The sequence below is a fragment of the Pseudopedobacter beijingensis genome (genome assembly GCF_042678145.1).
Lineage (GTDB): Bacteria > Bacteroidota > Bacteroidia > Sphingobacteriales > Sphingobacteriaceae > Pseudopedobacter > Pseudopedobacter beijingensis.
In genome coordinates this window covers 85000-97974 of the sequence record NZ_JBHUDG010000003.1, presented here as the reverse complement: position 1 = coordinate 97974, position 12975 = coordinate 85000, and the positions used below count along the sequence as shown (strand labels likewise).

Here is a 12975-nt window from a genome sequence, read left to right as displayed (position 1 = left end):
TAATTATATGGAGTAATGCATCAGAAAAAAGAAAAGCGGTTTATCAGGTATAATCTTTATACTATTGTGCTGCTTTTTTTAGTCATTTTGGCAGGAGGAGTTGTGAGGAGTAGTGGATCTGGGATGGGATGTCCTGATTGGCCTAAGTGCTTTGACCATTACATTCCGCCAACGGATATTTCTCAGCTCCCTGCTGATTATCAGGAAAAATATGTTGCCAAGCGAATCGAAAAAAACGAACGTTTTGCCAATATGCTGGACAAGATGGGCTATAATGAACTGGCTGATAAGGTAAGGCATGATGAAACTATAAAAGTACCGGAAGAGTTTAATGTAGCTAAGACTTATACTGAATATGTAAATAGATTGGTAGGTGCTACTACAGGAATATTTTTGTTACTCTCTTTCTTCTTTTCTTTTGTATACATCAAGAGGGCTACACGTATTTTTGTATTGAGCTTGCTGAACTTATTTCTGATTGTATTTCAGGCCTGGTTAGGGTCTATCGTAGTGTCTACAAATTTGTTGGCATGGACTATTACCGTTCATATGATTGCCGCCATATTGATTTTGGCAATAGCGATTTATACTTATCATTATGCCCGATCTTTGGAAGATAGGTCTGTTTTATCCGCTAATAGTCAAACTTTGATAAAACTACTGCTTTATTCCGCTTTATTGATTTCTTTTGCCCAGATTGTTATAGGTACAGAAGTCAGGGAAACAGTGGATGCTATTGTTCAGCTCAATCCCCATTTAGGCAGATCAGAGTGGCTTAATGGTGCCGGAGAGATTTATCATGTACATAAATTACTGGCTATTGTGGTGGTTGTTTCTGCCCTTATTATCTATATTCTAATTAAGAAAAGGAATGTGGGAGAGAATCAATTGAAATTTGCTAAATATTGTCTGCTGTTAGTAGGGTTCCAATATTTTTTAGGTGTAGTTTTGAATCAATTCGCTATGCCTCCGGCCGCACAGGCACTCCATATGTTGTTTGCTACCATTATGTTTGGTGCTCAGTTTTATTTGTTATTGATGCTCAACACCAGAGCCTCATTAAATTAATTGTTAATTGAAAGCGTTTATAAAAGACTTTAAGAACCTTGTTAAGCTAAGACTTACGCTATTAGTGGTTTTTTCTGCATCGGTTTGTTTCCTTATTGCCGAAGAAAGCCAGCATGCTATCCATTGGATAAATTGGTTGAAATTAATAGTGGGAGGTTTTTTGGTTACGTCTGCAGCAAATGGTTTTAACGAAATTATTGAAAAAGATCTGGATAAGCTGATGACCAGAACGCTGGACAGACCTTTGCCTTCTGGAAGAATGACTAATGGTCAGGCGCTGGTATTAAGTTTGGTTATGGGAATTTTTGGAACCTACCTGTTAGGTAGCCTTAATTTAACCACCGGCTTATTATCTGTTTTTTCTATACTTTTTTATGCGTTTATATATACACCGCTAAAAAGGAAATCGCCTATTGCCGTGTTTTTTGGAGCCATCCCTGGAGCATTACCTCCATTAATAGGTTATGTGGCGGCTCATGGAGCTATAGACCATATTGCGGTAATTCTGTTCAGTATACAGTTTATGTGGCAATTTCCACATTTCTGGGCTATTGCCTGGGTATTGGATGACGATTATAAGAAAGCTGGTTTTAGACTTTTGCCAACCACAAAAAGAGATAAAATAAGTGCGGGTTTTGCTTTGTTTACAACCGTAGCACTTATTCCTATCAGTTTATTACCAACAATTTATGGTTTTGGTGGAAACATTGTTGCCATAATTTCTGTAATTTTAGGACTTTGGTTTTCGTGGTTAGCGTTAAAGTTATTTATTAAGTTGGATATAGAGTCTGCCCGGAAATTGATGTTCGGAAGCTTTATTTATCTTCCGGTAGTGCAGCTGGCATTATTGTTTAATTTGAAATAGTATGATTATGCAACAACATATCAATAACGAAGTAGATAAATATAACCTACAGCCTAAGAAGTTTATTATGTGGCTGTTTGTTGTATCTTCAGTTATTTTCTTTGCTGGTTTAACCAGTGGTTTTATTGTATATACAGGATCGGGAAGGGTTTTGAACGTACAACTGCCAAAAGTTTTTGGTTACAGTACCATTGTCATATTCCTGAGCAGTATGAGCTTGTATTGGGCTTCGCAACAAACAAAGAAAGGGAATTTTGGAAAGCAAAGGTTAGGGCTTTGGCTTACCTTCCTTTTGGGAGTAGTGTTTATTGCTATGCAAATTCATGGCTGGAAGGTTTGGATTGGATTAGGAGCTTATTTTATCAACTCAAACGCCAGTATTAGTTTTGTTTATGCATTTACATTCCTGCATATATTACATATATTAGCAGGGCTAGTAATTATAATAACAGCATTAGTAAGTAGTTACGGAAAATTGCCAGGAGTTATTAATGGTTTTAGAATGCAGCTTACTTCTATATTTTGGCATTTTGTAGATATACTATGGATATATCTGTACCTTTTCTTACTTTTGAATCAGTAAAATTTTTAAATAAAGAATTTACAACCTACATTTTTAATGAACACAACAGTAGCAAAATTAGACGAAGTTAAAAACACTCCATGGAGTGGAGGTAAGTCTCCTTTTTCCGTAGAATACGGAAAATTGATGATGTGGTTTTTCTTGGTATCGGATGCCTTTACATTCTCTGCATTTTTGGTGTACTATGGCGCTCAAAGGTTTAGCAAGTTTACCTGGCCAGATCCGGACGTTGTTTTCCAATCTATTCCAGGAATAACAGATAGCGGTGCCCCATTGGTATTTGTGGGTATTATGACCTTTATATTGATTATGAGTTCTGTAACTATGGTATTAGCCGTAGAAGCAGGGCACAGAAACTCTAGAAAAGAGGTGATTGGCTGGATGGTAGCTACAGTTATAGGGGGTTTAATGTTCTTAGGCTGTCAGGCTTTGGAATGGTCGCATTTACACCACGAAGGTTTTTGGTGGGGAAGCGTACCAAGTGCCGAAGTAATGGCTACTTTGGGTTCTGACCATGTGAGTACCCTGCAGTTTGCTAACCTGTTTTTTACAATTACAGGATTCCACGGATTCCACGTTACTACAGGTATAGTATTGAACATTATTGTCCTGATCCAAACGCTAAATGGAACTTTTGAAAGAAGAGGTAGCTATTTAATGGTTGAAAAGGTTGGTTTATACTGGCACTTTGTAGACCTTGTTTGGGTATTCGTATTTACATTCTTTTATTTGGTTTAATTTTTTAACATAGTAATATGTCATCTCAAGATACACATTTAGCACACGCAGAAGACCATGGTGAAATGACCAAGGGTAGAATCTGGAAAGTATTTTTTATTCTGTTATTCTTAACTCTTATTGAGTTCCTTATCGCATTAGGTTTTGTGCATCACTGGCAAATTCTTGCCAAAGGAGCATTTGTAAATGCAGTTTATATAGTTTTAACGCTGATGAAAGCATACTATATTATAGCTTATTTTATGCACCTGAAATTTGAGAAACCATCATTGATTATTTCAATAGCAGTTTCCTTTGTATTTATCATATACTTTATCATCCTTTTATTGGTAGAAGGTGGGTATATGCATCATATCAAGGCAATTTTTCACTAACATGATGAGGAATCAATTTCCTTTAACAAAAATATTAATCCTGGTCACCATTTTAGCGGTACCAGGATTTTTGTATTATTTACTTCAGGATAAAGGTAAAAATCGCTATAAACCTTTACCGTTTTATGGACCTAAAGAAGTAGCAGAAACTTTTACCGAAAGAAGGGGAAAGAAAATCCCAGATACTATTTATCATCGTATTCCCAATTTTTCCGGTGTAAATCAGATAGGAGAAAAATTTGATTTCGATAGCGTGAAAAATGAAATCGTTATTGCAAATTTCTTCTATACAAACGCTGAAAAATTAGGGGACGAAATGTTTAGACAGATTTCGTGGTTGAGAGATAGGTATGCTGATAATAAAATGATCCGTTTTGTATCTGTTTCCATAGACCCAGAGAATGATAACGGCGCGGTAGTACAGGAGTTTGCCAGACAACATAAAGCTTTGGCAGGGAAATGGGATTTAGTAATAGCAGATACCAGTGTGGTTTATCCCTTGGCTTCTAATGGCTTTTATGTAAATGCGTTTAAACATGGTAATGACTATGTGCTGAGTGAGAAGTTAATATTATTGGATAAACAGCATCGTATCAGAGGTTATTATAGTTGCTTACTGGCCGAAGATATGAAATCTCTGAACGATGAGATTAAAGTGTTGATTACAGAAGAGTTAAGAAAAATGCAGTAATTTCTATGAACGATAAGTTGATTTTCAGGATAGTAACAGGAGTATCTATATTTGTATTTTTGGTGGTTGTTTTATTAAACAGGAAAGTTATTCCGGTAGTGATAGAAACACCTTCCTATATCTATTTCCTACCTAAGCTAAATGCTATCATTAATGGAACTTGCAGTGTGTTGTTACTCTTGTCTTTGTATTTTATCAAAAACAAAAACATCACTATGCACAAACGTATCAATCTGTTTGCGTTCTTTTTATCTTCCTTGTTTTTAGTGTCTTATATTGTTTTTCACTATTTTGCACCAGAGACAAAATTTGGGGATTTGAATGGGAATGGTATTCTTGAGCCTGAAGAAGTTTTAGCTGCAGGTAATTTAAGATATGTTTATTACGTTATTCTTATAACTCATATTATACTTGCAGCTGGAGTACTACCTCTGATTTTATTGAGTTTTTACAGAGGTTTACAGATGAATGTAGAAAAGCATAGGAAATTAGTGAGGTACAGTTTTCCAATTTGGCTTTACGTTACTGTAACGGGCGTTGTGGTTTATTTAATGATATCACCTTATTATCAATATTAAGGATATGAAAAAGTTAAAAATTTTGTTTACTGTTTTTTTGTTAAGTGCGGGTTTTAGCCTCATCGCATTTGATGCCCATGCACAATGTGCCATGTGTCAGTCTACTGTAGAGTCTAATGTTATGGAAGGAGGCAGCACTGCAAAAAAATTAAACTCGGGTATTATGTACTTATTAGCAGCACCTTATCTTGTGGTGGCAGGTATAGGTTTTCTTTGGTACAAAAAGTATCGTAAAAAAGACATAGTCATCGATATAAAAAACGAAAAAATAAATTTAAATTAGTACTTAGAACCCCGGATAAACGGGGTTTTTTTATTCAATTTAAAAGCTGTCTATATGTCTAAAACATCTAAAATAGAGGCAATGGCCAAGGCTAAATGCCCCAGATGCAGAAGAGGGAATCTTTTCCAAAACAGTATGTACGGTTTACGTTCGCAAAAAATGTACGAGGTGTGTCCACATTGTGGATTACGTTTTGAAGTGGAGCCCGGTTACTTCTATGCAGCTATGTACGTAGCTTATGCCATTAATGTAGCCGTAGCTGTAACTGTTGGTGTGGCCACTTACATTATCACCAAAGAAGATAAATCTCCGTGGGTATACATTATTGCTATTTTAATTGCCAGTGTACTTATTGCACCTTTTAATTTCAGGTACTCCAGGGTAATTCTCTTACATTTATTGTCTCCAAAAATCAAATATAACCCGGATTATGATTACGATTAAGAAGGAAACACTGGATTTTTTAAAACAGCTTAGAAAGAACAACACGAGAGAGTGGTTTGATGCGAATAGGGATTTATATGAAGTGGCTAAACAAAATATAGATGAATTTGCCACTTTTATGATTATGGAAATTGCCAAGTTTGATCCCGAAATTCCAAGAGATTTAAGTCCGAAGAAATGTATTCTGCGCATTTATAGAGATGTGCGGTTTAGTAAAGACAAACAACCTTATAAGAATAATTTTGCTATTATTATAGCCAAAGATAGGATGGTAGAAGGACCTTGCTACTTTATACATATAGAACCGGGCAACAATTATATTGGTGGAGGTTATTGGCGCCCTTCTGCGGAGCCTTTGAAAGCATTAAGACAGGAAATAGATTATAACATATCAGAGTTTTTATCTATAATTGAAGAGAAGAATTTTAAAAACTATTTTGGAGATTTAAGTCGGGAAGACGTTTTAAAGACCAATCCTAAAGGCTATGAAAAAGATCATCCTTATATAGCGTTTTTGAAGTTGAAGAGTTTTGTTTGTTCCAGGGAGTTTGATGATCAAAGCTGGTTAAAAGAAGAAGGAATTAAAGAAATGATTAAAGGGCTGAAGATGATTAAACCGTTTAATGATTTTTTGAAAATAGCACTAGATTAAATTATGAAATATTTGAAATTATTGGCTACCGTAGGGGTATCTTCTTTATTGTTGAGTTCTTGTGTGGTTATGTCCAAGAAAAAGTACGAAAGATTACTTTCAGACAAAGATTCGTTATCTACAGGATGGAATGCATCAAATGTGAAAATAGAGTCGCTTGAAAGTGAATTAGGCCGTTTGCGTAACGATACTGCTTTCTTACATCAAAAGATTGCCGGTTTAAATAAAGAATTAGGCGACTTAAGAGGGAATTACGCTACTTTACGTACAAACAGTTCGTCTGAAATAAACAAGCTGTCTGAGGATCTTAAAAGAAGAGAGCAAAGGTTAAAAGAAGTAGAAGATATACTGAAAAAGAGAGATGAGGCAAGCAATGCACTTAAAGACAGGTTGCAAAAAGCACTTCTTGGTTTCCAGGATAAAGGGTTGACCGTAGAGATGAGAGATGGGAAAGTTTATGTTTCTTTAACAGATAAGCTTCTTTTTGCAACAGGAAGTATAATCATTGATGAAAGAGGAAAACAAGCTTTACATGAACTGGCTAAAGTATTGAATACCCAACCCGAAATTAACATAGCTGTTGAAGGACATACCGATAATCAACGTGTGGGAAATCTGGGACAAATAAAGGATAACTGGGATTTAAGTGTATTAAGAGCAACTTCTGTAGTGAGATTCCTAACCGCAGATCAGGGAATATCTCCTAATCGGGTTATGGCTACAGGAAAAGGAGAGTTCCAGCCTTTAAATAATGAAAATACTGCTGAGGGTAGAAGCAAAAACAGAAGAATTGAAATAGTGCTTTCTCCAAAATTGGATGAGCTTTATAAGTTGATTAACTAAGCTACCTATTTTACCTATCCATATAAAATATCAAATTATTATATGGATAGGTTGTTTATTTTAAAGAAAAAAATAATGTATATTCATCGAATTTTAAACTTACGATGAATAGAATTTTTACTTCACTTACTTTAGCTGTCTTCTCTGTTATTTTTCTTGCCTCATGTGCAGGTGGTTATAATTTTATTAAACCTCAGCAGGCTGTTTATACGGAACCAGACACAGGACTATTAAAACTTTCCTATAAATATGATGTGCTCAGGGCTGCCGGAAATAAAAAATATGTAAAAAGGGAAATCAACAGTAACATCAGGCTGGTTTCTTTAAAAATAACCAATAACGATTCTCGTTCGGTGAAGTTTTTACGTGATTTTGCTATATATAGTGATCACGATTTCTTAAATGTCATACCACTAGATGTCGTACACACTCAATTAAAGCAAAGAGCGCCTTTATATCTGCTTTATCTGTTGCTAACCCCTGCGAAATTATATAAAACAGAAATGCAAACTAATGGTATCGCAAAAAACGAAACCATTTTTCCTGTGGGATTAATTATTGGGCCAGGTATAGCCTTGGGAAATATGATAAGGGCAAATTCGGCGAATAATAAATTTAAAAAAGAACTTATAGAGTATAATTTATTTGACCGGGAGATTAAAGCGGGAGAAACAGTCTATTTTATTATAGGGATTAAGGAGGGAGGATTCCGTCCTTTGTCTATCAAAAAAATATAACTGGTCTTATAGTTGAGTAAAAGGAGGTTTAACCTCCCTTTACTCTTTCTGTTACATCTTCGCTACCTGTTGTTCTTTCTCTCTTTTTTATGTTTTGGTTTCCAAATCTATAAGTAAAGGACAGCATAGCTCTTCGGTTATCCAGGTTAATATGGGTGTACATATCAATGTTTTCGTACTGAGTAGTTCTTTTTAGCTGTTTGCTTTGAAAGATATCATTGACCATTAATTTAATAACCGCCATATCATTCAATAAAGATTTTTGTATACCTGAGGATATTACAAAAAATGGTTTTTGGGAAGATATTCCATAAACTACTTTTGAGTGGTATAAGCCACTTACTTCGGCACTAAAGCCATTTCCTAAACGTAAGGTATTTTGCGAATTGAAGCTAAAGCTGGTCATGCTATTGTTTAAGGTTCCCTGTTGGTGATTACCTTTATATTCGTTACGGTAAAGGTTTGCAAAATGGCTTCCGCTCCACCATCTGGTTATATTGGTTGATGCGGTGAAGCTAATTCCATAATTGACAAAACTACTCAGATTTAACGGGGTAGAAAATGTGGTGTTAATAGAGTCTATCTGTCCCGGAACCCAGTTCATTACGTCTTTTGTATAATTGTAATTTATTGCCGTAATGTATTTACCCTTAATGCTATGGCTTAGTTGCAAGGTATGTGTAAGTTCTGGTTTTAAGAAAGGATTACCCTGATAAAATAAAAACGGATCTCTAAATACTCTGAATGGGTTCAAATCACCATATCCCGGTCTTTCTATTCTTCTGCTATAGGCAAATTGTACTTTATCGTCTTTGTTAACAGCTTTGGTAAGGAAGAGGCTGGGGAACAATTGGAAATAATTTCTGTTAACCAAAGAATCTGAAGTAATCTGGTGTCCTTTGGTTTGGGTATATTCGCCTCTGAGTCCTAACTGAATACTAAATGAATTTAAGTCTTTGTTAACCGATAAATACCCAGCATGTATTTGTTCGTTATACCTGAAATAATTGCTGCTACCTGCATCATTTACCCATTGGTTGTTCTTTAGGGTATCGTAACTAAGATTATTGTCTGCTTCAACAAAACTGCTTTTTATTCCTAATTCGAGTTTTCCATTTTTTAGAAAAGGTTGTGAATAATCTATTTTTCCAACATACACATCTGTAGTGGAGGGTATATAGCCTTTTCTAAAGGATGGGCGGTCATTATAATCTCCTGTAACACCTTTATATTTTGTATCTAAATTAAGTAGGGAGGTAAATGAATTGGAAGAATAGTCGGCATCAGCAGCTATTTCATAACCCTCTTTGTTAAATTTATGTACGAAATTGAGGTTATAAGTAAGGCTTTCCCAGCTTTGTTTATCATAGTTGTGGCTTAAAGCATCACTTATAACGGTAGTAGCAGTATTATCTAATAGTAGATTTCCTGTCTTGCTATCATGTGTGTATTTGCCAGAGTTACCATTTATCAGGAAACCTAAAGTGTTTTTGTCGTTAAGAAAATAATCTACTCCGGCTCTGAAATTGTGGGTATGCAAAGGTTCATCTGTTTTTGTGTCCTGGAAAGATGTTCTATCCGGTTTACCGGAAGCTATCCCATTGTCATAGAAGTTTCGTGAAAAATCTAAATATTCAGTTTCGCCTCTATACCCATAGGTGTAATTTCCGTAGGCATTTAATTTTTCGGACCGGAAATTTAATGTTGCACCACTATCGTAACGGGCTTTACGGCTACTTCCGCCATTTAGAGTTACTGAACCATTGAAACCTGTTGCGGTATTTTTTTTCATCACAATATTAATGATCCCTCCGTTACCTGCAGCATCATATTTTGAGGAAGGGTTGCTCATTACCTCAATTTTAGAAATGGAGGAAGAATTTGTCCCTTTAAGTAAATTAGATAGTTCCCTGCCCGATAAATAGGTTAGCTTTCCATTGATTAATACCGATGTGCCTGAACGTCCTTTGAGCGACACATTGCCATCATGATCTACGTTTACGCCGGGAGCTTTTTCAAGTAATTCTAATGCTGTATTCCCTTCGGATAATATACTGTTTTCTACGTTTAAAACGGTTTTGTCTATTTGTTGTTCTATCAGCGGTTTTTGGGCAACAACTGTAACTGTACTTAACATTTGGGATGCTTGAGACTCCATAATTAATGCACCCATGTTTGTGGTATTCCCATCATAGTTAAAAGGCTTTCCTGTATAGGGTTTATAACCCATAAAGTTGGCCTTGATGAAGTATTTCCCTTTTGCTATTCCGCTGAAACTGAAGTTGCCTAAAGAGTCGGTTAAGGTTCCTTTTACCCGAACAGAGTCTGGAAGTCTGAGAATAGAGACACCTGCATATTCTATAGCCTGGTGGTTGGTGTCTTGTAGTTTGCCATTTATTTTTACGGACTGGGCATATGTTGATCCTGCTGCACTTAAAATGCAGCCAAGAAATACGATTTTCTTTAGCATATTTAAATATTTAAGATGATATAGGAAATAGTAATAGTATAACCGTTATGGTATGACTAAACGATAGCGGTTTCGCCAGGTGTTTTTGTAGGTCTTTTTCTTTTGTTTTTCTTTTTTCGACCCCACCAGATATAAAATCCGGTGATTGGTAAACTGGCACACACTAAACTGGCAAAGAAAAATAGGAATTTAGTGGGTAAACCGGCAAACGCACCTACATGGAAGGCATAATTGGTTCTTCTTAAATAGGAAGCAAAGTCTTCTTCTTTTAATTTTTTCTGGGTAGACGCTACAGGTTCTAGCGTATGCTGATCCAGATTTACATAACGCCACGAACCATTGTGCATATCTACACATAGCGCAATTACATCTGATGCTTTTTTAGGGAAAGATACAATAATAGCGTCTTTGTTATATTCTCCTATTTCTGTGATGCCTTTTTTCCAGGCGGCATCTACCTGTGATAAACCAACCACAGATTGGTTTAAGGTTGTATCTGATTTAGATACAATTCTTTCTTTTACAGTACCACCGGTTATTTTAAAGAAACCATTAGAAAACCAGGGGAAACTCATAATTAAACCGGTAATGGCAAAAATAAGGGAGATAATAAGCGTGTAAAAACCTAGTACATTATGTAAATCGTAATTAAGGCGTTTAAACCTTGCTTTCCACTTTATTTTAAAGCTTTTGTGAATATTGGTTTTATTCCATTGTTTAGGCCACCACAAAATGATTCCGGTTACGAGCAGAATGAAAAAGATAAAAGTTCCCCAACCTACAATAGGGTCTCCAATAGCTTTAGGTAACCATAAATGAAAATGTCCTTCTTCTATAAAATGAAAGAAATCTTCATGATCTATGACACCGGTTATTTCTGCGGTATATGGATTGATGTATATTAAGGAATCTGAATCGAGTCTGAAATGTGCTGTCTTATTTTCTCCGTGATACCATACAGAAAAGATCTTTTTATCTGGAAAATGTTTGTGAACTTCGTTATATAGTACGGAAGGAGGTAAAAACTCACCCTCTGACGGTTTTTCTGCATGTAACCATGGAGATGTTAGTTGTTTTATTTCTTGTTCAAAAACGAGGATACAGCCTGTGATACTTAATATTACTACTACAATTCCAGAAACTAATCCTAACCACAGGTGAAGCCAGGCATTTATTTTTTTGATCATTTTTATATATTAAGGATATTACTAGATAGTAGCTTAATTGTTAAAATACCGAAGGTTTTATTGGGAATTGTGTTACTTTTTGACGTTTGTGAAGAAAGTAAGATTAGTTAACTGCTGATTTTAGAGTAGCATAAGCTGTTGAAATGGTCACTAAATTTTGATCGTGGATGAACGATAACAGTAAATAAAGTAGCTGAATATTCAATTGATTCACAAATTGAATATTCAGCTACTTCAATAATTATTTTATTTTGTTTACATGGTAAATATCTGCAACCCCCGGATCAATTTCCGCACCTCTTTTAACCGTATTGTTTTCTGGATTATATTCATAAACAAACCATCTGGATTCATATGTTTTAAATACATCATATAATTTTCCATTTTCCATAAAATTCATTTTAGTTCTGGATCCCGTACTTCCTGTCAATAGTCTTAAATCTGCTATTACTCTTTGATGTGCAGGATCAACTACAAAAGGACAGATATAAGCTTTACCATTTCCTAATTTTTGGATATTAGCGGCAAAAGAGTTTGCAAACACATTGTAGTCTTTCAAATCAAAGAAATAATCAGGATCAATTTCTGTTTCTCCTGACTTAATGCGTAAGATACCATAGGCTCCGGTTGTGGTACGTCTTGTCATGATATATAAATCATTATTATCATCCAGAAAAGTAGTTTTATTTACTTCCCAGTGGCCGGCAGCAAAACCACCTCTAGGATCTTTTGTTATCTTACCATTTGCCAGACTTGGATAATCACACACATATACATAGGTTGTGTCTATAATATCTGCCTTCGTGATATTGCTTTTATATTTGTGACCAACAAATAGTTTATTTCCTCTTACAGTCAGGCTTGTAGGTACAATATAAGGATCGTCATCCTGACCATTGGTTTGCTTCGGGATATACTTTATCATAGGAATCTCAACAGTCAATGTTTTATTGAGTGTCAGATTCTTGGTATTCATGAAATAGATTGGTTGTTCCAGTACATTTTTAATCTTATTTGTAGTACCGGCAGTTTTAGTGATGACCAATTCATCTGCCGAACTGACTTCATCCAAAACTTTTCCAAGATAAAAGTTTCCTGAAAATGCGAAATTATTAGTTTCTTTTAATTTACCCTCGCTTGTAATTTCGAGCTGGCTAAAACGCGTACCATCATTAGATAAATAGAATTTACCCTGATGATTATAAGCGTATACACCATAAAATGAAGCGGGAAGGTACGAGGTTATGTCTATACCTTTATTATTATTAGGAGACAATAAAGTGTCTTTCATTAAATCATTTGTTGTTAACAGGTATGACCCATTGGATGTAGTAACCCAAAAGCTATAGAGATTACCGCTTGTATCAATTACATCGGGAGTCGCCTCGTTAGGCGATTTTTTACACGCTGTAAATAAGGTTGTTGCAACAAAACAGGTTGCAAGTAGTTGTTTAATATTCAT

Annotated in this window: 15 protein-coding genes; 12 read left to right on the top strand and 3 right to left on the bottom strand. The window is 35.4% G+C overall.

The window, feature by feature from the left end:
• Positions 1-15: 15 nt before the first annotated feature.
• The 12 genes from ACFSAH_RS02515 to ACFSAH_RS02460 all read left to right on the top strand — a co-directional run bounded on the left by ACFSAH_RS02515 (position 16) and on the right by ACFSAH_RS02460 (position 7856).
• Positions 16-1068, top strand: coding sequence for a COX15/CtaA family protein (locus ACFSAH_RS02515; RefSeq protein WP_379661116.1), 1053 nt, complete (start codon positions 16-18; stop codon positions 1066-1068).
• A 7-nt stretch (positions 1069-1075) separates the two neighbouring features.
• Positions 1076-1933: a heme o synthase gene (gene cyoE / locus ACFSAH_RS02510; protein WP_379661115.1), complete on the top strand. Its 858-nt coding sequence runs from the start codon at positions 1076-1078 to the stop codon at positions 1931-1933.
• A gap of 1 nt (position 1934) precedes the next feature.
• Positions 1935-2516 carry a cytochrome c oxidase subunit 3 gene (locus ACFSAH_RS02505; protein ID WP_379661114.1) on the top strand — a complete coding sequence of 194 codons (582 nt, stop codon included), beginning with the start codon at positions 1935-1937 and terminating at the stop codon, positions 2514-2516.
• A gap of 36 nt (positions 2517-2552) precedes the next feature.
• The gene (locus ACFSAH_RS02500; protein ID WP_379661113.1) at positions 2553-3254 is read left to right on the top strand and encodes a cytochrome c oxidase subunit 3; all 702 of its coding nucleotides are present in this window, start codon (positions 2553-2555) and stop codon (positions 3252-3254) included.
• A gap of 17 nt (positions 3255-3271) precedes the next feature.
• Entirely contained in the window at positions 3272-3628 is a 357-nt protein-coding gene (locus tag ACFSAH_RS02495) for a cytochrome C oxidase subunit IV family protein (protein ID WP_379661112.1), read from the top strand.
• A 1-nt stretch (position 3629) separates the two neighbouring features.
• On the top strand, positions 3630-4319 hold the full coding sequence (locus tag ACFSAH_RS02490; RefSeq protein WP_379661111.1) for an SCO family protein: 690 nt from the start codon (positions 3630-3632) through the stop codon (positions 4317-4319).
• Between the two features lie 5 nt (positions 4320-4324).
• The gene (locus ACFSAH_RS02485) at positions 4325-4897 is read left to right on the top strand and encodes a DUF420 domain-containing protein (RefSeq protein ID WP_379661110.1); all 573 of its coding nucleotides are present in this window, start codon (positions 4325-4327) and stop codon (positions 4895-4897) included.
• A gap of 4 nt (positions 4898-4901) precedes the next feature.
• Positions 4902-5180, top strand: a complete 279-nt coding sequence (locus ACFSAH_RS02480) for a hypothetical protein (RefSeq protein ID WP_379661109.1) — start codon at positions 4902-4904, stop codon at positions 5178-5180.
• A gap of 54 nt (positions 5181-5234) precedes the next feature.
• Positions 5235-5624: a DUF983 domain-containing protein gene (locus ACFSAH_RS02475; RefSeq protein WP_379661108.1), complete on the top strand. Its 390-nt coding sequence runs from the start codon at positions 5235-5237 to the stop codon at positions 5622-5624.
• Positions 5611-6276: a DUF2461 domain-containing protein gene (locus ACFSAH_RS02470; RefSeq protein ID WP_379661107.1), complete on the top strand. Its 666-nt coding sequence runs from the start codon at positions 5611-5613 to the stop codon at positions 6274-6276. The genes ACFSAH_RS02475 and ACFSAH_RS02470 overlap by 14 nt, the downstream gene beginning before the upstream one ends.
• A 3-nt stretch (positions 6277-6279) precedes the next feature.
• Positions 6280-7119 carry an OmpA/MotB family protein gene (locus tag ACFSAH_RS02465; protein ID WP_379661106.1) on the top strand — a complete coding sequence of 280 codons (840 nt, stop codon included), beginning with the start codon at positions 6280-6282 and terminating at the stop codon, positions 7117-7119.
• 104 nt (positions 7120-7223) lie between these two features.
• Complete coding sequence (locus ACFSAH_RS02460) at positions 7224-7856, top strand: hypothetical protein (RefSeq protein ID WP_379661105.1); 633 nt, start codon at positions 7224-7226, stop codon at positions 7854-7856.
• 28 nt (positions 7857-7884) lie between these two features.
• Here the strand turns inward: ACFSAH_RS02460 and ACFSAH_RS02455 are convergent, their stop codons facing one another.
• From ACFSAH_RS02455 to ACFSAH_RS02445, 3 genes are all read right to left on the bottom strand, one after another.
• The gene (locus ACFSAH_RS02455) at positions 7885-10326 is read right to left on the bottom strand and encodes an outer membrane beta-barrel protein (RefSeq protein ID WP_379661104.1); all 2442 of its coding nucleotides are present in this window, start codon (positions 10324-10326) and stop codon (positions 7885-7887) included.
• Positions 10327-10382: 56 nt separating this feature from the next.
• Complete coding sequence (locus tag ACFSAH_RS02450) at positions 10383-11513, bottom strand: PepSY-associated TM helix domain-containing protein (RefSeq protein ID WP_379661103.1); 1131 nt, start codon at positions 11511-11513, stop codon at positions 10383-10385.
• 241 nt (positions 11514-11754) lie between these two features.
• Positions 11755-12975, bottom strand: a complete 1221-nt coding sequence (locus ACFSAH_RS02445) for a hypothetical protein (RefSeq protein WP_379661102.1) — start codon at positions 12973-12975, stop codon at positions 11755-11757.

Bases quoted from the DNA above. Each gene is read 5' to 3' on its own strand.
- ACFSAH_RS02450 (WP_379661103.1), bottom strand. From the start codon at position 11,513: ATGATCAAAAAAATAAATGCCTGGCTTCACCTGTGGTTAGGATTAGTT.
- ACFSAH_RS02455 (WP_379661104.1), bottom strand. From the start codon at position 10,326: ATGCTAAAGAAAATCGTATTTCTTGGCTGCATTTTAAGTGCAGCAGGA.
- ACFSAH_RS02515 (WP_379661116.1), top strand. From the start codon at position 16: ATGCATCAGAAAAAAGAAAAGCGGTTTATCAGGTATAATCTTTATACT.
- ACFSAH_RS02480 (WP_379661109.1), top strand. From the start codon at position 4,902: ATGAAAAAGTTAAAAATTTTGTTTACTGTTTTTTTGTTAAGTGCGGGT.
- ACFSAH_RS02505 (WP_379661114.1), top strand. From the start codon at position 1,935: ATGATTATGCAACAACATATCAATAACGAAGTAGATAAATATAACCTA.
- ACFSAH_RS02465 (WP_379661106.1), top strand. From the start codon at position 6,280: ATGAAATATTTGAAATTATTGGCTACCGTAGGGGTATCTTCTTTATTG.
- ACFSAH_RS02500 (WP_379661113.1), top strand. From the start codon at position 2,553: ATGAACACAACAGTAGCAAAATTAGACGAAGTTAAAAACACTCCATGG.
- ACFSAH_RS02460 (WP_379661105.1), top strand. From the start codon at position 7,224: ATGAATAGAATTTTTACTTCACTTACTTTAGCTGTCTTCTCTGTTATT.
- ACFSAH_RS02470 (WP_379661107.1), top strand. From the start codon at position 5,611: ATGATTACGATTAAGAAGGAAACACTGGATTTTTTAAAACAGCTTAGA.
- ACFSAH_RS02475 (WP_379661108.1), top strand. From the start codon at position 5,235: ATGTCTAAAACATCTAAAATAGAGGCAATGGCCAAGGCTAAATGCCCC.
- ACFSAH_RS02495 (WP_379661112.1), top strand. From the start codon at position 3,272: ATGTCATCTCAAGATACACATTTAGCACACGCAGAAGACCATGGTGAA.
- ACFSAH_RS02445 (WP_379661102.1), bottom strand. From the start codon at position 12,975: ATGAATATTAAACAACTACTTGCAACCTGTTTTGTTGCAACAACCTTA.
- ACFSAH_RS02490 (WP_379661111.1), top strand. From the start codon at position 3,630: ATGATGAGGAATCAATTTCCTTTAACAAAAATATTAATCCTGGTCACC.
- ACFSAH_RS02485 (WP_379661110.1), top strand. From the start codon at position 4,325: ATGAACGATAAGTTGATTTTCAGGATAGTAACAGGAGTATCTATATTT.